Consider the following 21,823-nt stretch of genomic DNA (forward strand, 5'->3'; position numbering starts at 1 on the left):
AAGCCGAGGTGATGAAACTGGAAAACATGCACGGTTCAGAGCCGTGTGCCCTAAGGGCTTGTGGGTTCAAGTCCCACCCTCGGCACTATGACAATACAACCTAATCTTCGTTTAATTCCATTGGGTGGACTAGGAGAAGTGGGAAGGAATATGATGCTTTTGGAATGGCAGAATAAAATCTTAATTATTGATGCCGGTCTTCGTATGCCGGAAGAGGGAATGCCGGGGATAGATTATATTATTCCCAATATCTCTTATCTGCAAGGAAAAGAGAAAAATGTTTTAGGAATAATTTTTACCCATGGCCACTATGACCATTTGGGCGGCCTTCCTTATTTGCTTTATCGTTTTCCTTTTCAAAATTATCCTATGTTTGCTTCGGGCTTAACTCAGGCCATTATTTTAAAAAGGCAAGGTGATTTTCCTTTTCAACCAAAATTAGAAATTGAAAGGGTAAAAGACGGTTCAAAAATTCAAATAGGGCCTTTTAAAATTGAATTTTTCAAACAGAATCACAATATTGCCGATAATTTGGGTCTTTTTATTGAAACGCCCCTCGGCAATATTCTACATACTTCTGATTTTAAGTTTGATGAAAATCCGGTAAATGATTTACCAACCGATTTCAGAAAATTGAGAGAGTTTGGCAAAAGGGGTGTTTTGCTTTTAATGTCGGATTCAACCGGAGCCGAAGAAAGCGGTCATTCTTTTTCGGAAAAAGAAATTTTTGAAAACTTAGATAAAATTTTTAAATCAGCCAATGGCAGAATTATTGCCGCCACCTTCGGTTCTCTAATTAATAGAATTCAACAAATTATCACTCTGGCTGAAAAACATCAAAGAAAAGTGGCTCTTGATGGTTATACGATGAAAAGCAATGTTGAAATTTGCCGACAATTCGGCTATTTAAAAATAAAAAAAGATACTTTAATTAAGCCGAAGGAGATTAAAAATTATCCCGACCAAAAAATAACTCTTCTTTGTACCGGCGCTCAAGGAGAACCAGAAGCGGTTTTGATGAGAATTATCAACAAAGAATATAAATTCTGGCGTCTTAAAAAAGAAGATGTTGTTATTTTTTCTTCTTCGGTTATCCCGGGAAACGAAAGAACGGTTCAAATAGTCAAAGATGAGATTTTACGTCAGGGCGCTCAGATTTTCCATTATAAAATGATGGATATTCACGCCGGCGGCCATGCTCAACAGGAAGAACTGAAAGAAATGCTCAAAATAATGAAGCCGAAATTCTTTTTGCCAATTCACGGTCAATACTCAATGTTGGTCGCTCACAAACAATTAGGTAAAAATGTCGGGTTGTTAGAAAAAAATATTTTGGTGGCAGAAAATGGTCAAATTATTAATTTAAACCAAAAAAGAATTTTTATTGAAAAGGAAACCGCGCCCTCAAATTATATAATGGTTGATGGTTTAGGGGTTAATGATGTTGGTGAGGTTGTTTTAAGGGATCGTCAGATATTGGCTGAGGATGGAATGTTTGTTATTATAACCATAGTAGATAGACAAACCGGAAAAGTAAAAGGTTCACCGGATATTATTTCCCGGGGATTTGTTTATTTAAGAGAGTCAAAGGAATTATTAAGAATAACCAGAAAAAGAATAATTGAAATTATTGATAAAGCCACTTTAGCCGGCGGTCCGGTAAATATAATTTATCTTAAAGATGAAATTAGAAATAAAATCGGCGATTTCTTATTCTCTAAGACCGAAAGAAGACCGATGATTCTGCCGGTAGTTATTGTCGTATAAAATTTAGTTATGAGAGTATTTAGCGGCATTAGGCCAACAGGAAAATTACATATTGGAAATTACTTGGGAGCGATAAAACAATGGATTGAACTCCAAGAAAAAAATGAGTGTTTTTTTTGTATTGTTGATTGGCACGCCATTACCACTCCTTTTCAGCCGGAATTGTTGCAAAAAAACATTTCAGAACTGGCAATTTCTTATTTGGCCGTCGGCTTAAATCCGGAAAAATCTGCTCTCTTTGTCCAATCTCAAATTAAAGAGCATTCGGAATTGGCTTGGATTTTGGGAACAATTACGTCTGTCGGCGAATTAAAAAGAATGACCCAATTTAAGGAAAAATCAAAAAGACACAAAGAATATATCAATGCCGGACTTTTTAATTATCCCCTTTTGATGGCAGCCGATATTCTGCTTTATCAAACGGAAATTGTGCCGGTTGGTAAAGACCAGCAACAACATGTTGAATTAGCCAGAACAATTGCCCGAAAATTCAATCAAAAATTCGGTCAAACTTTTAAAGAACCGAAAGTTTTACTTCAAAAAATTGGGGCGAAAATCATGTCTTTGGAGAACCCTAAAAAAAAGATGGGGAAAACCGATGACCCCGGGGGTTGTATCGGTTTGTTTGACGAACCAAAAATTATTGAAAAAAAGATAATGACCGCAGTCACTGACCCGGGAAAAGAAATTAAATATGACCTGAAAAGAAAGTCCGGCATTTCAAATCTGCTGACCATTTATTCTCTGTTTTCCGGAAAATCAATCAAGGAATTGGAAAAAAAATTTAAAGGAAAAGGATATGCCGAGTTTAAAAAATCTTTATCAGGCCTTTTAATTGATTCTTTGGAACCTTTCCGGCGAAAAAAGAAAGAACTTCTGGCCAGAGAGGTCTATGTTAAGGAAATTTTAGAGCAGGGCAGAAAACGAGCCCAAATCATCGCCCAATCCACCATGCAAGAAGTCAAAAAGAAAATGGGTCTAATTTAGTTCCTGCTAATTCCTATTTTTAATAACTTCTACTAATTTTCTTTTTCCACTACTTCTAATTTTTTCCTAGACCTCCATTATACCACTTAAGAAGCCATGGCTTGTTAAGTGGTTTAATTAAAGTTTAAACAAAATTTATTTATAAGATATTTTATCCAAAATATTCTATATTAAGAAATCTTAAAATATTCTCTTAACCCCTTATCCCCTCCAATATCTTCGCAAACAATCAATCTCATTTCTCTTTTGCTTAAACCAAAGAAACTTCTTAAAAGCTCAATCTCATCGCGGCAATCAAAAGGATAAAGCCAAACACTTTTTTGTAATGGGTAAAAACCTAATTCTTTTAATTTACCTCGAAAGACCTCTCGATAAAATTTTTTCACTTGAGAAATATCAAAAATTACTAATCTCCATTTTCCATCCCACCTTTTGGGTCTTTTAATTCTTAAAGCATCTATTTGCATCCAACCCGCTAATTTCTTTCCCTCCTTAGTCAGATGGATATAGATTTGATTTTTTACTATTTCTATATCAAGACAACCCTGTTTCTGTAATCTTTTAAATGCGTCGGTTATTTTTCTTTTTTTATACTTTTTATACTTTTTCCAACGTTTTATTTCTCGGATTATATTTATCCCAAAATACGGAGAAGTAGCCGCGACGCAAATCATACCGGTTGTAGCTAACGTCAAAAGCACATCTTTAATAATTTCTGATTTTGGTTTTCTAAGATAATACTTGTATTTTGTCATAACCTAAATATCTCCCGCTCTCTTTTTTTTCCTTTACCTTACCACTTAACAAGCCATGGCAGATTAAGTGGTAGTGGTGATAAGGGGAGATAAGGGGAATTGGAGCTTTTCTATTGCTGGAGGTCTAATGAGTCGAGGTTTACGTTTATTTTTGAATTCCAATCTATTTCTTCGTAACGATGGAGGAGTTCTTTAATATAATTCTTCAGGAAATTGTAGCAGTCTTTCGTTTTCGCTTCAAATTTGATTGTTAGATAGGGGCCGTTTTGGGAATAACGGATGACAAACATACCGTCTTTTAATTCAAGCCGCACTCCGTCCCCCGCCCGTTCATCATCAATCACTCGGGCATCAGGAAAATCTTTTTTAAGTACCGGCCCAATTTTTGCCATCAAAACAACTTTTTTATCGTCGGCACAGAAAATTTTTATTTCCGGACTGGAAATGTATTTTGGCAAACCGGCAATTGCTTCTGATAATGTTTTTTTAGACCGAGAGAGATAGTTCAGAAGCGCCAATGTTGAATAACAGCCGTCATCGTGAGGATAAAATTTGTCTAAAAAATAAAAGTGGCCGGATAACTCTCCGGCAAAAGCCGCTTTTTCTTTTTGGGCTTTGGCTTTAATAAAAGAGTGGCCAGTCCGCCACATAAGAGGTTCACCCCTTTTAGCCAAAATTACGTCCTCAACCATTTTGGAACAAAGGGTATTGAAGACAATTTTGGCTCCCGGATTTCTATCCAGGACATCCATGGCAAAAAGAGCCACCAACACATCATTCCATAATATATTTCCTCTCCCGTCAACCACGCCAATCCGGTCACCGTCAGAATCGTAAGAAAAACCCAAGTCAGCTTTTTCTTCCAATATCTTTTCTGATAATCTTTCAGCCACTTTTTTTTCAGTCGGGTCAGGAGTGCCTATCGGGAAACTGCCGTCTATTTGACAATGGCTGCGCACAACCTGACAACCGGCTTTTTCCAGAAGTTCGGGCGCAAAAGCGCCGGCCGTAGAATGGCTGGGGTCAATGACCACTTTAAATTTAAAAGGCAGATGGAATCTTTTGATTAAATCTCTGAGATATGCTTCTTTGATGTCTTGTTTTTTTAGTTTGCCCTTTCCCTGAACGAACTGACCATTTTGGGCTATCTGGCGCAGTTCTTCAATTTCTTCTGTGACCATGGTGCTGGAAAAACCGGTGCCGAATTTGAAACCATTGTAATTTACCGGATTGTGAGAGCCGGAAACGGAAACGCATCCTGGCGCTTTAAAATAATATTGGGCCCAATAAATGTTGCCGACCAGCGCCAAGCCGATGTCAATAACGTCAATGCCGGAAAAAAGCAGTCCTTTTATTATTGCCTGACTGTAAGACGGACTGGTCAGCCGGCAATCATAACCGACCACTGCTTTTTTAATTCCTCTCTTTCTTAGAAAAGTGCCGTAAGCCCTTCCTAAATGTTCAACGATTTCTGGATTTAAATCTTTATCCGCTTCGCCCCGCACATCATAACCCCGAAATATAAAAGGGTTGATTTTCATATTTAATTATTGTATCATATTAATATGTCTTTTTCAGTAGGTATAGTTGGTTTGCCCAATGTTGGCAAATCAACCCTATTTAAAGCGCTAACCAAAAACAAGGTTGATATTGCCTCTTACCCTTTTACCACCATTCATCCCAATGTAGGGGTGGTTCCTGTTCCTGATGAAAGATTGGAAAAAATAGCTGAAATTATCAAGCCGGAGAAAATTACTCCGACTATTATTGAATTTATTGATATTGCTGGTTTAGTTAGGGGCGCTCATAAAGGAGAAGGATTGGGTAACCAATTCCTATCTCAGATTAGAAATTGTGACGCTATTTTGGAAGTAGTCAGGGTTTTTGAAGCGCCAGGGGTTGAAAATGTTTTGGGTGAGATTAACCCTGAGGAAGAAATTGAAATTATCAAAACAGAATTATTAATGAAGGACTTAGAAACCTTAGAAGGATTACTTCAGAAAATAGAAAAAGAAGTAAAAAAGAATAAAAAATTCTTGAAAAAATTCGAATTTTTAAAAAAGATAAAAGGGAGTGTCTCTCGGGGAAAAATGATTGGCGATACAAATTTAGACGATAAAGAAAAATTAGAAATCAGAAAGTATCAGTTTTTAACGGCTAAACCGATTTTCTACCTGTTAAATCTTGACGAAAAAAGCGGTTATTCAAAAAATGGTGTTGAATCTTTAATTAAACATTTGGCGATGAACTTAAAAGAGGAAGAAGAAATCTCGGAACTTTCAGAAATTGAGAAAAAAGAATTGCAATTAGAGTCAAAACTTGACCAATTAATTCTAAATTGCTATAATCTTCTTGATTTAATCACTTTTTTCACTGTTGCCGGCTTAAAAGAAACTCGCGCCTGGACTTTAAAAAAGGGGTTGAAAGCAGTTGATGCCAGTAAACTGGTTCATACCGATTTTAAGGAAAAATTCATTAAAGCAGAAGTCCTTAATTGGCAAAAATTAATTGAAGCCGGTAATTGGCATAAAGCAAGAGAAATGGGTTGGCTTAAAACCGTTGGCCGAGATTATATTGTTCAAGACGGCCAGATAATAGAATTTAAAATATAATTATGAAACATTACGAATTAGCTTATCTTATTTCAGCCAATCTTTCGCCAGAAGAAATAAGGGTTTTACAACAAAAAATAAGTTCTTTTATTCAGAAAAAGAGGGAGGGCTCAGAAGATTCAAATGAAATTAAGGCTCCAATTAAAAAAATTTTGGCCTATCCCATTAAAAAAGAAAAAGAATGTTGGTTCGCGGTTTTAAATTTTAATTTAAATCCAGAAAAATTAATTGATTTGGAAAAAAATCTAAAAAACGAAAAAGCAATTCTTCGTTATTTAATATTAGCCAAACCACCTTCTAAAGAAGTTAAATATATTAAATCGCCTCGTTTAATAAAATCTAAACCAAAAAAGGTTGAACTAAAAGAAATTGAAAAAAAATTAGAAGAGATTTTGGCTGAGACCTAAATCTCTTGGCTATTGCTCAAAAAGTCGAATAAAATTCAATAAAATAATTTGAAAAAACCGTGAATTTAAATAAAATTTTTCTTATCGGAAGACTAACTCGAGACCCCCAGATTAAATCTCTTCCTTCGGGCCAGCAAGTTTCTACTTTTGGCTTGGCTACCGATCGATTTTTTAATGATAAATCCGGTCAAAAACAACAGAAAGTTGAGTTTCATAACATTGTTTTGTTTGGCAGATTAGCCGAGATTGCCTCTCAATATTTAACCAAAGGTGGGTTGGTTTTTATTGAAGGAAGAATTCAAACCAGAAGCTGGCAGGATAGTTCCGGTAATCAAAGAACAAGAACTGAAGTTGTGGCTGAAAGAATTCAACTTGGACCAAGAACAGCTTTGAAACAAATGCCGGAAAAAGAAATAGTTGATGAAGATAAATCTTCTTCTCCACCCCTGGCTACGGCTCAGGAGGTCGAAGAGGATAAATCCTCTTCTCCACCCTTGGCTAAGGCTCAGGTAGTCGATGAAGATAAATCTTCTTCTCCGCCCTTCGCTGCGGCTCAGGTAAAAGAGGAAGAAATTCCGATTATTGAAGAGGACGAAATTGACGTAAAAGATATCCCGTTCTAAAAATTTCTAATTTCTAATTTCTAATCAAATCCCAATGACTAATGACAAAATGACTAAAAAAATAATTAGGCATTGGGCATTGATTAGACATTAGGTCAATTAGGTTAATTAGTCATTTTAGCTATGTTTTGCTATTTTTGTCAAAAAAATATTCAAGAAATTGATTTCAAAGATGAAGAGCTTCTTTCCCGATTTCTTTCCGGTTCGGCTAAAATCAAGCCCAGAAAAAAAACCGGTATTTGCGCCGGTCATCAAAGAAAATTTTCTCAAGCAATAAAAAGAGCCAGATATTTAGGATTGTTGCCCTATACTTTAAAATAAAATTTCGGGTTTTTAAATATTCTTGGTTATTGCTTCTCTTATCTTTTCAAGGGTTTCTGGATTTTCTCTCAAAAAAGTCCTACTGGCTTCCATTCCCTGACCAAGTTTTGTATTTTCATATTGCAACCAGGAACCGGATTTCTTAATAACTCCGTATTTTAAGCCGGTATTTATAATATCGCTATATTGGGAAATTCCCTCATTGTAATAAATATCAAATTCGGTGACTTTAAAAGGGGCGGCCACTTTATTTTTGACGATTTTGGCTTTGATTCGGCTGCCGATAATTTCATCTCCGTGCTTTATTTGACCTATTCTTCTTAATTCTATTCTGAGCGAAGAATAAAACTTTAAAGCCAAACCACCGGACGTAGTTTCCGGATTGCCGAACATCACTCCTATTTTCATTCGGGTCTGGTTCAAAAAAATAACCACTGTTTTTGTCTTGGAAATTATACCGGAAAGCTTTCTTAATGCTTGACTCATTAAGCGGGCTTGAAGCCCGATTTGAAACTCGCCAATCTCTCCTTCAATTTCCGTTTTTGGAGTTAAGGCGGCCACCGAATCAACAACAATAACATCAATTTCTCCGGACTTGACCAATGTTTCCACAATTTGAAGAGCTTCTTCGCCCGAATCGGGTTGAGAAATTAAAAGGTCATCTATATTAACTCCGATTTTCTTTGCCCAATCCGGGTCTAAGGCATGTTCGGCATCAACAAAAGCCACTGCTCCCCCTTTCTTTTGAGCTTCTGCTAAAATATGAAGGGCCAAGCTTGTCTTGCCGCTGCCTTCCTGACCATAAATTTCAATTACTCTCCCCCTCGGCACCCCGCCCACCCCTAAAGCCAAGTCCAAAGAAATTGAACCGGTGGGAATGACATCAACATCAACCGCCCTTACTTCGTTCAATTTCATTATTGCTCCTTCGCCAAATCTTTGTTTTATCTCTTCAATTGTTTCTTGAAGGTCTCCTTTTTCAGTTTGAGATTTTTTTTGTTTTACCATCTTTTTTAAAGATATAATTTTAAATGATAATTGTCAAAATGAAAACGTTGAATGATTACCTTTTTTAAGAAATTTATCACCGGTTTGACCCCCGCTAATCTTATAGATAGAGGACGGGCCTCTATCCAGCTCTTGGGAATAGAGAATTATTCAACACTCTCAAAATATTAAATTAGTCATTAAACTTTTTGCCATCCATCTTCCCCTTCTTGATCCCCTTCTTGAGGGTCAATAGGGGGGAATGAAGATTTATCTTCATCTAACGACTCAAAATAAACCTCTCTTGGTTTGGCGCCGTCAGCCGGCCCAACAAGTCCTTTTTTTTCTAAAATATCAAGGAGTCGAGCCGCCCGGGCATAACCAATTCTTAATCTTCTTTGCAATAAAGAAGCAGAGGCCTTTCTAGCTTCAATTATTATTTTTTTTGCTTCCTCATAAAGAGGGTCATTTTCCCAAAAGTCATCCTTTTCATTTCCTGAAAATTGTAAGTCCCGACCCAAATCCTTAGTCAATTCATTTTCTAAAATTTTTTCCTCAAATTTAAATTCATCTCCCCTGCTTTTTAATTTTAACCAATTAACCACTTTTTTTACCTCTTTTTCCGAAACATAAGAGGCCTGTATTCTTTTGGGTTTGGCGGTTTCAGCCGAAGCATAAAGTAAATCACCGGCTCCTAAAAGTTTTTCCGCTCCGGCCATATCCAAAACCGTCCGGGAATCAACCTGAGAAGCAACTTGAAAAGTAATTCTGGAAGTAATATTGGCTTTAATCAAACCGGTGATGACTTCCACCGAAGGTCTTTGGGTGGCAACCACTAAATGAATGCCAACTGCTCTGGACATCTGGGCCAGCCGGATAATACCGGCTTCTACTTCCCTGCCTTTGGCCGCCATCAAATCCGCTAATTCGTCAACAATTACGACAATATAAGGAAGAACCGGAATTTCTTCTTTAAAAGCTATTTCATTGTAACCCCTGATATTTTTGGTTTTAGATTGAGACAAAATTTCAAACCTTCTTTCCATTTCGGAAACCAGCCAGGAAAAAGCATTTACTGTTTTTTGGGCATTGTAAATTACCGGAGATAAAAGATGGGGAATATCGTTGTAGACCGGAAACTCCACTCTTTTTGGGTCAATTAAAATAAATCTTAAAATTTCCGGCTGTCCCCCAAAATGATTGAAATTGGTTGGCGGCCGAAAAAGCAAACTTAAAATCAAAGAGTTTAGAAAAATTGTTTTGCCCGTGCCCGTACTGCCTGCCACCAGAAGATGGGGCATTTTGGCCAAATCGGCATAAACTGGATTTCCGGAAACATCTCGACCCAAAACAATCATTAAATTAGATAGTCCTTCCTGAAAAATCCTGTTTTCAATTAAATTTCTCAATTTGACTTGGGCCCTTTGTTTATTGGGTATTTCAATCCCGACTACCGATCTTCCGGGAATAGGAGCTTCAATTCTAATTGGATGACTGGCTAAAGCCAAAGCCAAATCATTGGAGAGGGTGGTTATTTTTGAAAGTTTTATTCCTTCGGCCGGTTTTAAAGTATATTGAGTAACGGTCGGACCGATATTAACTTCTGACATTTCAACCGGAATATCAAAATTTTGTAATGTTTTTTTAATAATGGCTGAATTTAATCCGATATCGCCGCTATTAGGAATTTCGGTTTCAGGCTCTAATAAATCTAAGGAAGGAGCCTGATATTCGGAGGTCTTTAATTGGATTAATGGTTTTGTTTTCAGCTCAACCGGTTTTAATTCAACTCCAGTCCTTACCTCCTCTCTGGGTTGGGCTAGCGGTAGAATTTCTTTTATTTTAAACTTCGGTTCTGGCTGCTTGATTATTTTTTTGACTAATTTATTAATCAAACTTTGCTTTTTTTCAATCTTTCCTTTTTCCAACTTATCTTTTTCCAACAAGGGCGGAAAAAATAAATACCAAAAAATCAAAACAGCTATAAAGAAAAAACCGGTTAAAACCAATTGGGTTACCCAAAAACCGAAAATTTTAAGAAAAGGACGGCTAAAATAACCGATATATCCGCCGATCCGATATCCTGGTCTTAAACATTCCAAAGTTCCTGAAATAGAAAAAATAAAAAAAAGAATGGCTAAAAGAAACAGCCCCCAAAATTTTTTTTCTTTACTATAAAAAAACAACAATCCGCCTATGGCTAAAAACAAGGGAAAAATGAAAATCGTTCCTCCAATCAAAAAATAAATATTTTTAACTAAAAACTCTCCACCCGGACCAGCCAAATTGAAAAAAGAAAGGATTAAAATTAGAGCCAGCAAAAACATCAAAATCACTACCATCCATTTTTTAATGTTTTGGGGTAAAATAAAAAGAGAAAATCTTTTTTCTTTTGAATTTTTGAGAAGTATTTTTTTTGGCTTTTTATTTTTATTGGGCATTATTGAACATTTGATTTTATAATACCACATTTTAAAGGGTAAAGTTCGATTTCCCGGACCGATTTCAGAAGTGAGGCAATAAGTTTCAAGGCAGCTTTCGCAGGCTTGTTGGCATGGTTCCCGAACAAAGTGAGGGACAACAAGCCGAGAACGCAGGCTGTAAAATCTCGCTGGGATTTTAACAGCCGGTGACTTGAAACTTGATTGCTGAGCTTCTGATGCTTTAAGCTAAATTACGAACAAATAGGTCCGTTTTTCAGACTTTACCCTTTTAAATTATTTTCTAAAGCCGGTTCCGGCCGGGATAAGACGACCAATGATGACATTTTCTTTCATTCCTAAGAGTTTATCTTCTTTTCCCTCTAAAGCCGCTTTGATTAAGACCCGCGATGTCTCTTGAAAAGAAGCAGCTGATAAAAAACTATCAGTAGTTAAAGCCACCTGGGTAATTCCCAATAAAAGGGGAATGCCAACAGCTATTTTTTTGTTTTCTTTTTTAAGGACATTGTTTATTTCCTTGAATTTGCTTTTTTCTAAAATTTCACCGGAGATGAAATTACTATCGCCCGGATTTTTAATCTTGATTCGGGAAAACATTTGTCTGGCTATTATTTCCAAGTGTTTATCGTGAATAGCGACGCCCTGAGAAACGTAAATTTTTTGAATTTCTTTTATAATATAATTCTGAGTTTTTTCTTTATTGGTCAGTTTAAATAATTCTTTTAAGTCCAAACTGCCTTCGCAAAGTTGTTGACCCTTTTCAATATTTTCACCTTGTTTCACCCAGATAGAGAAATTAATTGGAGTTTTGTATTCAATAATTTCCGACTTTAGAGTTTTATTTTTTATTTTTATTATTCCCTCTTGAAGAACTTCCAAAACTTTTCCGTCCTCTTTGGATATCTCCGCTTTTCCTTTCGGGATTCTTAGTTCAAAAATTTCCTGAACCCGAGGCAAACCGGAAGTAATATCCACCCCTCCGGCCACTCCGCCGATATGAAAGGTTTTCATTGTTAATTGGGTTCCCGGCTCCCCGATCGATTGAGCGGCTAAAACTCCGACGGCTGTTCCCAATTTAACCATTTGATTTGAACCCAAATCCCAGCCATAACATTTTCGGCAAATACCCCTGATTGTTTTACAAGTTAAAGGAGAACGAACCCTTACTTTTTCCGTTCCTTTTTTAATAATTTCCTCGCCTTTCTCTAAATCAATAATTTCTCCCTTTTTTATAATTCCCCTTATCTCGTCTAAAATTACCCGACCAATGATTTTTTGAAGAAAATTTTGGCCGATTTCCTCTGCCTCTTTTTTAAAAATCTCAATTCCTTGTTTGTCTCCGCAACTCTCTTCGCTTACCATTACTTCATGACTAACATCAACCAATCGTCTGGTTAAATAACCGGCTGTTGAGGTCTTTAGGGCCGTATCGGCCACTCCCTTTCTGGCGCCATGAGTGGAAATAAAATATTCCAAAACACTCAAACCCTCTTTGTAAGAATTTTTAACCGGCAACTCAATGGTTTGACTCATTGGATTAATCACCAATCCTTTCATTCCGGTCATTTGAGTTAATTGGGTCAGGGAACCCCTGGCCCCGGCTTCAATAATAGATAAAACAGAACTGTCCCCTGACAGGGTTTGAGGGACTAATTTTTCAATTTCTGATTTTGTTCTTTGCCAAACTTCAATCGTCCTGTCTTTCTTTTCTTCCTTGGTCAAAAAACCATCCTTAAAATATGATTCAATTTTTTCAATTTCTTTTTCGGCTTCTTCAATGATTTTTGGTTTTTGGGTCGGAATAATTAAATCGTCCATGCCAAAAGAAACTCCTGAAAGCGTTGAATATTCAAACCCCAAATCTTTAATTTTATCTAAGGTTTTTTCAACTTTTTCCAAGGGATAATCTTTAATAATTCCCGAAACTATTCTTTCCAAATCTTTGGTTTTTATGGTCGTATTTTGGAAAGGAAAACCCTCGGGCAGAATCTGATTAAAAATAATCCGGCCGACGCTTGTCTCAAGAAAGTTAGTAGTCATTCTGATTTTAATTTTGGCTCTTAAATCAATTTGACCATGTTCATAAGCCAATAGGGCTTCTTCGAAATTTCCAAAAAATTTTTCGGAGGGCGAAGAGACTTCGGACCGGTCGCCGGTTTCAGTAAATTCAAACTTGATGACATAATTTTTCTGGATTCTTCTTGGGCTTCTTCGGAAAGAGGAAGGTAAACCGCCATCTGATCACCGTCAAAATCGGCATTATAAGCCTTACAAAACAAAGGATGAAGTTTTATTGCTTGGCCTTCAATTAAACGCGGTTCAAAGGACTGAATCCCCAATCGATGAAGGGTGGGAGCCCTATTTAATAAAACAAGTTTGTCTTTTACCACCTCTTCCAACGATTGCCAAACCACCTCTTGTTCTTCTTCAATTAACTTGGTAGCCGCCCTAACATTAAAAGCCAGTTCTTTTTCCAGAAGTTTTCTGATAATAAAGGGTTTAAATAACTCTAAAGCCATTTTTTTAGGAATGCCGCATTCATGAAGTTTTAACTCCGGACCGACAACAATAACGCTTCGACCGGAATAATCAACCCTTTTTCCCAAAAGATTTTGTCTGAATCTGCCCTGTTTTCCTTTAAGCATATCGGCTAAAGATTTTAAAGGCCGTTTTCCGCCGGTTGTCGCCTGAGTAGTCACTCTTTTTCTCATCGGATTGTCAATTAAAGAATCAACTGCTTCTTGAAGCATTCTTTTTTCATTTCGAACTATTACTTCGGGAGCCCCTATTTCTAAAAGATATTTTAAGCGATTGTTTCGATTAATAACCCTTCGGTAAAGGTCGTTCAGGTCAGAAGAAGCATATCGACCGCCGTCTAACTGAACCATCGGTCTTAAATCCGGAGGTAAAACCGGCAAAACAGTTAAAAACATCCATTCCGGACTAATTCCTTTTTCCTCCATTCCTTTAAAAAATCTTAATCTTATTAAAATTTTTCTTTTTGTTTCCGGTGTTTTTGTTTCTTCCAGAACTTTTTTTAATTTTTCAATTTCTTTTTTAAGATTAATATTTTCAAAAATTTTCCTTAGGGTCTCCGAGCCAGTACCGGCTTCAAAAACTTCGCCGTATTTTAAAGATAAGTCTTGATACTCCATCTCAGATAAAACCTTCAGGGGTTTAATTGACAACACCTCCTCGAACGCCCTATCCCTCGCCGACTTTAATTCTCCCAGCTTTGGTTTTTTAAGTTTTAAGTTTTTAGTTTTAGTTTTGCGCTTTGAGCTTTGCTCTTTGAGCTTTAATTTGTATTCTTTCTCAATTTTTTCCAAAATTTTCTTTTTCGCCTCCCCAGAGACCCTGGTAATAATGTAAGCCGTAAAATAAATTACTCTGGCTAATTTGATATGACCCATTCTTTCCCGCCTAACTTGAGATTTCGTTACTTCCACCCCGCAACGGTCACAAACCACTCCTTTATAGCGGATTCTTTTGTATTTACCGCAATAACACTCGTAATCCTTTTCCGGTCCAAAAATTTTTTCACAAAAAAGACCGTCTTTCTCGGATTTCTGGGTTCTATAATTTATTGTTTCTGATTTTGTCACCTCACCGCGGCTCCAGCTTAAAATATCTTCTGGTGAAGCTAATTTTATTCTTATGGTTTTTAAATCTTCTACTCTCATAAATGAAAATTTCTAATTTCTAATTTCTAATCAAATCCTAATGACTAATGACAAAATGACTAAAAAAATAATTAGGCATTGGACATTGATTAGACATTAGGTCAATTAGGAATTAGACATTTAAGAGCTTTGCTCTTTTGGTTTCTCTTTGACTTCTACATTCAATCCCAGTGATTTTAATTCTGAAACCAATAAATTAAAAGAGGAAGGAACATTGGGGGTTTTTATTTTTTCTCCTTTTAGAATTGCTTCATAAGTTGCCGCCCGGCCCAAAACATCATCTGATTTGATGGTTAACATTTCTTGTAGGGTATGAGCTGCGCCATAACCCTCTAAAGCCCAGACCTCCATTTCACCGAAACGTTGACCGCCAAATTGAGCCTTACCTCCCAAGGGCTGCTGAGTAATTAAAGAATAGGGACCAATTGACCTCATATGAATTTTGTCATCAACCATATGAATAAGTTTCATTAAAAACATATAGCCAACCGTTACCTTTTCCGAAAAGGGAAGACCTGTCCAGCCATCATATAAAGTAACTTTACCGTTTTGGGGCAAACCGGCTCGAATAAGCTCTTTTTTAATATCGGATTCTTCTGCCCCATTAAGGCTAGGGGAAATGGCAATATAATCCATTTTTTTGGCTGCCCAACCCAAATGGGTTTCTAAAATTTGACCGATGTTCATTCTGGAAATAACGCCCATTGGATTTAAAATAATATCAACCGGAGTGCCATCTTCTAAAAAAGGCATTTCTTCTTCTGGTAGAATTTTAGAAATAACCCCTTTGTTGCCATGCCGACCGATTAATTTATCTCCTGCTTTAATTTTTCTGATTTCAGCCACCTCCACCTCTATTTTTTTTATTATGCCGGGTTCTAATTTATGACCGAGTTCCCGGGAAAAAATTTTTACTCCGACCACTCTCCCCTTTTTCCCATGTTCCATTTTTAAAGAAGTGTCTTTTACTTCCCTGGTTTTTTCGCCAAAAATAGCCCGAAGTAATCTTTCTTCGGATGTTAAGTCGCTTTCTCCTTTGGGAGAAATTTTACCAGCCAAAATATCATTATCTTTAACTTCCGCTCCAATTCTGATAATTCCTTCTTCGTCTAAGTCCTTTAATTTTTCTTCGGAAACATTGGGAATATCGGCTGTGGTAATTTCTGGTCCCAATTTTGTTTCTCTGATATCACAGGTAAAATTTTCAATATGAATTGAAGTGAAAACATCTTCTTTAACCAATTTTTCAGAAATTAAAATTGCATCTTCAAAACCGCCTCCCCGCCAGGGCATAAAAGCGACTAAAATGTTTTTGCCCAAAGCCAATTTCCCGTTTTTAATAGCCGCTCCATCGGTTAAAATATCGCCTTTTTTGATTTTTTGACCTTTTTCAACTATGGGCTTCTGGTGAAAACAAGTATATTGATTGGTTTTGATAAAGGTCTTTAAATTATAGGTTTTTGGTTTTTGGTTTTTGATTTCTGATTTTACAACAATATGAGCGGCATCAACTTCTTGAACCAAACCATCTTCCTCGGCAATTATTATTTGACCCGAATCTCTCGCTATTGTTTCTTCCACTCCGGTAGCCACTAAAGGTTCCTCCGGTTTGATTAAAGGAATGGCCTGTCTTTGAGTATTGGAACCCACTAGGGCTCTATTAGCATTATTGTTTTGTAAAAAAGGAATAAGGGAAGTAGAAATAGAAATGGATTGCTCAGAAGAGACATCAATAAAATCAATTTTATTTTTTTCAATCAAACCCGGCTCCCCTTTTATTCTGGCCTCAACTTTATCGGCAATTATATTTCCTTTTTCGTCGGTCAATACTCCACCAGAAGCAATATTGTATTTTTCTTCTTCATAAGCGTTAAAATAATGAACTTCTTGAGTAACCCGGCCATCTTTAACTTTAAAATAAGGTGTTTCAATAAAACCGTAAGGATTAACCTTGGCAAAAGAAGCCAAATAGCCAACTAAACCAATATTCGGGCCCTCCGGAGTTTGAATGGGACAAATTCGGCCATAGTGAGACGGCTGGACGTCCCTTACTTCAAATCCAGCTCTTTCTCTGACTAAACCTCCTGGTCCAGTAGATGATAACCTTCTTTTATGTTCTAATTCAGCCAAAGGGTTTTCATTGTCCATAAATTGGGCAACTTGAGAAGAAGTGAAAAACCCTTTAATTATCATCATAATCGGCCGAGGGTTGAATAATTGGGATGGAGTTAAGTTTAAAATATCAAGGGTTGACATTCTGTCTTTGACAGCTCTTTCTATTCTCATAAAACCAACCCTTAATCTGTTTATTAATAATTCATTTAAAAGTCGGACTCGGCGATTTCCCAAATGGTCAATCTGGTCCGGCTTCCCCTCAGGGTCATTGTTTAATTTAATAATTTGGCGCATTACCGCCACAATATCTTCTGGCTTCAAAACCCTATCTTTCGTTGTGATTTCTTCGTCGTTATTTTTGATTTTTGCCTGGCCTGTTGGACCGGCCCTCAACTTAAGAGTGGGATCCTTTGAGGATTTTTGACCCCGCACCAGCCCCACTCCTTTGGAAAAGGGCGAGGTAATACCGGGCAAGTTTTTGATTTCAACGTCAAGACGTTGTCCCATCCGCCACCTCCCTACTTTTGACAAATCATATCTGTTAAAATTAAAAAACATATTTTCAATTAATTCTCGGGCCGTATCAGGTGTAGCCAAGTCCCCGGGCCTTAGTCGGTCGTAAATTTCAATCAGGGCTTCTGATTGATTGTGGGTAATATCGCGGGAAAACGTTTCTTCAAGATATTTTATTTCCGGGTCAATATCAACATCCTGAAAAATTTCTTTCATTGATTTTTCTTCTATTCCAAAAGCCCGTAAAAGAGTGGTGGCTGGAATTTTTCTTTTTCTGTCAATTTTAACTCCGATAAAGCCCGAGCCATCGGTTTCAAATTCCAGCCAGGCGCCCCGATTGGGAATTATTTTTGCTCCGAAATAATTTTTTCCCAAAACATTTTCAGCCGTAAAAAAAACGCCCGGAGAGCGAATTAGTTGAGAAAATACCACTCTTTCCACTCCATTAACAATAAAAGTTCCCCTTTCAGTCATTAAGGGGAAATCGGTAAAAAAAACTTCTTGTTCTTTAATTTCTTTAGTTTTCAGATTAATTAATCTGGTTTTTACCCTCAGGTTAACCTCATAAGAGTCGCTGTTTTGTTTTGCCTCCAAATCGGTTTTATATTTTGGCTCGTCTAATTTATAATCTAAAAACCAGAGTTCCAATTCTTTTCCGCTATAATCTCTAATTGGCGAGATTTCCGAAAAAAGTTCTTTTAAATCCTCTTGCCAAAATTTCTGCCAGCATTCTTTTTGAAGAATTAACAAATGAGAAAGGGGAAAAGAAATTTTTGACTTGCTGAAGTTTTTAATTTTCATAAAACTACAAAAAACCCTAAATTGAGCAGTTTTTAGGGCACAAATCCGATTATTAATTTTAAAAAAGGGTTATTCTCAAGACAAAATTTCTAATGGGGTGAATTTGTTAGTTTTTTGGAGTTGTCCCGGATCTCGTTTTAAGGTGATAAGATCAACACCCTAAGGTTAGTTTGAGAATTCTCGCAAACCAACAATAATCCACGGACAGGTTCCCCTACCCGTGCCTTGTTCATGTTTTTCCCTATATCGCTATAGAGCATGGACTATATCATCATCCTCTGAATGTTCCATCGTGTAATGCTCCAAGAAGATAAGATTTAATTCGAAGAGAATTTTGTTCTCTTCTCAATACTTTGTTTTTACTTCGTAATTTTCTTTTAGGATTACTCCTAAAAGGTCGCAACAAGTAGTTTACATCTACGACTTACGCCTTCTCACTGAGCTCAGCTTAACCCCGCCCTCTAAACTCTATAACTTCATTTAATAAATAAAGCGCAGAGGGCGAGGTTTCGGCTATTCTCCACCGTGACGTGGCTGATTCACGGTTACTAGCGATTCCGGCTTCATGAGGTCAGGTTGCAGACCTCAATCCGAACTAAGGTAGCTTTTGATGAGATTAGCTCCGGCTTACGCCTTGGCAACTCTTTGTAACTACCATTGTATCATGTGTGCAGCCCAGGGCATCAAAGGGTCACGCTGATCTGGCGTCATCCCCACCTTCCTCCCCGCCCTCTAGGCTCTATAACTTCAATTTAAAATAAATACATAAAGCATAGAGGGCGAGGCAGTCTCCCGCGACACTTGTAACGCGGGATAGGGGTTGCGCAGGTTTCCCCATTTAAGGAAGCACCTCAAGGCACCTGCTGACGACCATATTTCTCCATAATTACTTATGGTATGGACTATACCATTTCCCGTATTTAGTACGGGACCAGCGTTTAATGATGGGTTGTACCATCATTTAACTCTCTTAACCCTAGCAAGAGTTAAGTCTCTACGGGGTACGAGTACTAATTTTTGTAACTTCACTGAATAGGGTAAAATACTTTCCAAAAATTTTTTCACCTCATAACGAGAAATATAAAGACAAAATGTTTTCGCAGTTTTGTAGTAATAAACTCTTACATTACTAATGCCAATTCTTTTAAGAAGCTCTTTATCTTTCTCAGCTTCACCTTCTCTCCCATAAACAATCCGACAATCATTCCGTAAGTTTTTATCAATTGAACCATCTCCATCGAATCTGCCAGCGAAATAGGCTTTTATTATATTCTCTTTCTCTTTCTTTAAACTTTCTAAATTAGCTTTAGCTCTTCTAAATTCTCTCAATAATGGACGACTATTTACGAATAAATGGTTCCGGTTAAACTTTATTCTGTTTTTTGGAAAAATTCTTTTCAAAAATTTTCTAAACATTTCAATTAAATCAGGGTTGGTATTACTTAATCCTACTGAACTTGCCCACCAATAACTGTCAGCGCACCAAAGACCGAGAATATAAGCGTCTTTCTCGTTTGAGAAGAAATTACAAAAATTAGTACTCGCACTTCCCACGGTGTTGCCCACCCCGCCCCCTAAGCTGTTTTTCAAGTTTTTTATTTCCATAATATATTCTTCTATTTTATCAAGAATATAACCAATATTAAACAGCACAGGGGGCGGGGCTCGGGTTTCACCGTTATGAGCTGGTTTTTCATCGTGGATTACTCCACGAGGGGTCGTATCCCGCCCTCTAAGCCCGTCGAATTTTTATTTAGCGAATAATAAGATTTAATTTCTAATTGATTTCGCTTACTATTATTCTACGAGCATAGAGGGCGGGACCAACCATGCAGCACCTGTTCCACTATCCTTGTGGGTAGTTCCATTTTTCAACGGAATTTTAGTGGAATGTCAAGCCCTGGTAAGGTTCCTCGCTTGTTATCGAATTAAGCCACATGATCCACCGCTTGTGTGAGTCCCCGTCTATTCCTTTGAGTTTTAGCCTTGCGGCCGTACTTCCCAGGCGGGACACTTAACGCGTTAGCTTCGCCACTTGAAGGGTCGACACTTCAAATAGCTAGTGTCCATCGTTTACAGCGTGGACTACAAAGGTATCTCACTTTTGTTACTTTCCTCCGTAAGCGGAGGAGGGATAGAGCATTTCTGTCTATCTCTCTACGTCGCCGTAGAGGTCGGACTATATCTTTATCTCAATTGAATTGACAACTGCTCTATAAAATCCATCTGTAATTATGCCAATTCTTATCCGTTCTTTATCCAGTCCAAATATATTCACCATACAATCTCGAAATAGTTGAATGAGAATTTCTGACGAGTTCGAAAAATAAATCCTCCAACTATTTTTCTTTTTAGGAGAAACACACCCATCAGTAAATAATATTGCCAATAGAGAAGCAAGGTCTTTACTTATCTGTTTTGAGATATCTGGCATATAGTCTCTGAGGATCCCGAACACATGATGCTTTATGTGCTGCGGTTTCCTGCTGATTGTCTGCACTAGTAGCTTTGTCACTTAAAGAGATAATTAATATAATAATTATAACATATAAGTAGCTCTAGATACACAGGTTTTCCAGCATATAGCCAGATTATTTCTTCCTCCAAGACAAGGAAGGGATCCAAAAACTTCGAGAATCAAACCGCGGTATGCGATGTCTTTTATTCTCGAGTATCCTCTTGAATCCTTTTTACTCCCCACGCTTTCGTCTCTCAGCGTCAGATCCGTTCCAGCTGATTGCCTTCGCTTTTGGGGTTCCAGTCGATATCAACGGATTTCACCCCTACACCGACCATTCCATCAGCCCCTAACGGCCTCTAGTTAAGTAGTTTCTAGGGCACTCTTCAGGTTAAGCCCGAAGTTTTTAACCCTAGACTTACCAAACCGCCTACAGACTCTTTACGCCCAATAAATCCGGATAACGCTTGGGGGCTCTGTATTACCGCTGCTGCTGGCACAGAGTTAGCACCCCCTTATTCCTGGAATAATGTCACCCCGCCCCCTAGGCTCATCACCAAAGCTATCTAATTCACCACGTTAAAAAAAGATAATGAAACTAGATAAACTTAGTCACGAGCATAGGGGGCAGGGTTCTTCCTCCAGAAAAGCTCTTTACACCCCGAAGGGTTTCTTCAAGCACGCGGCGTCGCTGGTTCAGGCTTTCGCCCATTGACCAATATTCTCGGCTGCTGCCTCCCGTAGGAGTGGGGCCCGTGCGGTCATGTTCTCACACCGCCTACCCGTCATCGCCTTGGTGAGCCATTACCTCACCAACTAGCTGATAAGCCGCAGACCCATCCCTAAGCAGTTCTTGCGAACCTTTTACCAGGAACCGATTTATATCTGTAAGAACTGCTCGGAATTTCCATACTTACAAACACAAATCGGTTCCCGGATCATTGGGTATTAGCTTGTCTTTCGACAAATTATTCCCATCTCAGGGGTTGGTTATCTACGTGTTACTAACCCGTTCGCCATTAGCCAATGCTCCGCATTGGCACGCTGATTTACGCGGATTAGGGCTCGCTTCGCTCGCAACGCGGATTTACGCGGAAAAATTATCCGCGTTTATCCGCGTCCGGTTGCAAAGCAACCGCCAATCTACGTTTATCCGCGTGTCAGTGCGAAGCACTGACTCATACGACTTGCATGCCTTATCCACGCCGCCAGCGTTCATCCTGGACCAGGATCAAATCCTCAATAATACGCTGAAGTTGCGCTGAAAAAAGATTTCCGCTGAATTTTAATCAACGTACTCATCAGCGTCATATCAGCGGTGTCCCCGTAAGGGGACATTCGGGACAACTCAAA

General features: G+C 37.8%; 12 protein-coding genes, 1 tRNA gene, 1 rRNA gene and 1 pseudogene. 7 read left to right on the forward strand and 8 right to left on the reverse strand.

Annotated features, from left to right (window positions below; all coding sequences use genetic code 11):
- Nucleotides 1–2: 2 nt before the first annotated feature.
- The 3 genes from KY055_00075 (at nt 3) to trpS (ending at nt 2,754) form a co-directional block, all read left to right on the forward strand.
- Nucleotides 3–85 (forward strand) — tRNA-Leu (locus KY055_00075).
- 2 nt (nt 86–87) lie between these two features.
- Nucleotides 88–1,767, forward strand: coding sequence for a ribonuclease J (locus KY055_00080; GenBank protein ID MBZ1345037.1), 1,680 nt, complete (start codon nt 88–90; stop codon nt 1,765–1,767).
- A 9-nt stretch (nt 1,768–1,776) separates the two neighbouring features.
- Nucleotides 1,777–2,754 (forward strand): tryptophan--tRNA ligase, encoded by a 978-nt coding sequence (gene trpS / locus KY055_00085; GenBank protein ID MBZ1345038.1) that lies wholly within the window; start codon nt 1,777–1,779, stop codon nt 2,752–2,754.
- 170 nt (nt 2,755–2,924) lie between these two features.
- Here trpS and KY055_00090 read toward each other — a convergent pair whose 3' ends face one another.
- Nucleotides 2,925–3,509 carry a hypothetical protein gene (locus KY055_00090; GenBank protein ID MBZ1345039.1) on the reverse strand — a complete coding sequence of 195 codons (585 nt, stop codon included), beginning with the start codon at nt 3,507–3,509 and terminating at the stop codon, nt 2,925–2,927.
- A 110-nt stretch (nt 3,510–3,619) separates the two neighbouring features.
- The gene (locus KY055_00095) at nt 3,620–5,050 is read right to left on the reverse strand and encodes a phosphomannomutase/phosphoglucomutase (protein MBZ1345040.1); all 1,431 of its coding nucleotides are present in this window, start codon (nt 5,048–5,050) and stop codon (nt 3,620–3,622) included.
- Between the two features lie 24 nt (nt 5,051–5,074).
- Here KY055_00095 and ychF point away from each other — a divergent pair, with 24 nt between their 5' ends.
- From ychF to rpsR, 4 genes are all read left to right on the forward strand, one after another.
- Complete coding sequence (ychF, locus tag KY055_00100) at nt 5,075–6,121, forward strand: redox-regulated ATPase YchF (GenBank protein ID MBZ1345041.1); 1,047 nt, start codon at nt 5,075–5,077, stop codon at nt 6,119–6,121.
- 2 nt (nt 6,122–6,123) lie between these two features.
- Nucleotides 6,124–6,528, forward strand: coding sequence for a 30S ribosomal protein S6 (gene rpsF, locus KY055_00105; GenBank protein ID MBZ1345042.1), 405 nt, complete (start codon nt 6,124–6,126; stop codon nt 6,526–6,528).
- A 59-nt stretch (nt 6,529–6,587) separates the two neighbouring features.
- Nucleotides 6,588–7,151: a single-stranded DNA-binding protein gene (gene ssb / locus KY055_00110; protein ID MBZ1345043.1), complete on the forward strand. Its 564-nt coding sequence runs from the start codon at nt 6,588–6,590 to the stop codon at nt 7,149–7,151.
- A gap of 123 nt (nt 7,152–7,274) precedes the next feature.
- Nucleotides 7,275–7,472: a 30S ribosomal protein S18 gene (gene rpsR / locus KY055_00115; protein ID MBZ1345044.1), complete on the forward strand. Its 198-nt coding sequence runs from the start codon at nt 7,275–7,277 to the stop codon at nt 7,470–7,472.
- Nucleotides 7,473–7,484: 12 nt separating this feature from the next.
- Here the strand turns inward: rpsR and recA are convergent, their stop codons facing one another.
- From recA to KY055_00145, 6 genes and pseudogenes are all read right to left on the reverse strand, one after another.
- Nucleotides 7,485–8,480: a recombinase RecA gene (recA, locus tag KY055_00120; GenBank protein MBZ1345045.1), complete on the reverse strand. Its 996-nt coding sequence runs from the start codon at nt 8,478–8,480 to the stop codon at nt 7,485–7,487.
- Nucleotides 8,481–8,659: 179 nt separating this feature from the next.
- A complete protein-coding gene (locus KY055_00125) occupies nt 8,660–10,900 on the reverse strand; it encodes a DNA translocase FtsK (GenBank protein ID MBZ1345046.1) in 2,241 nt (746 codons plus the stop codon).
- A gap of 276 nt (nt 10,901–11,176) precedes the next feature.
- Nucleotides 11,177–14,583: pseudogene (gene rpoC / locus KY055_00130) on the reverse strand (DNA-directed RNA polymerase subunit beta').
- Nucleotides 14,584–14,703: 120 nt separating this feature from the next.
- Nucleotides 14,704–18,012, reverse strand: coding sequence for a DNA-directed RNA polymerase subunit beta (locus KY055_00135; GenBank protein MBZ1345047.1), 3,309 nt, complete (start codon nt 18,010–18,012; stop codon nt 14,704–14,706).
- 957 nt (nt 18,013–18,969) lie between these two features.
- The gene (locus KY055_00140) at nt 18,970–19,617 is read right to left on the reverse strand and encodes a hypothetical protein (GenBank protein ID MBZ1345048.1); all 648 of its coding nucleotides are present in this window, start codon (nt 19,615–19,617) and stop codon (nt 18,970–18,972) included.
- 399 nt (nt 19,618–20,016) lie between these two features.
- Nucleotides 20,017–21,709: ribosomal RNA gene (locus tag KY055_00145) — 16S ribosomal RNA — on the reverse strand.
- Between the last annotated feature and the right edge of the window lie 114 nt (nt 21,710–21,823).

Source organism: Candidatus Nealsonbacteria bacterium (genome assembly GCA_019923625.1).
Lineage (GTDB): Bacteria > Patescibacteriota > Minisyncoccia > Minisyncoccales > RBG-13-42-11 > JAHXGN01.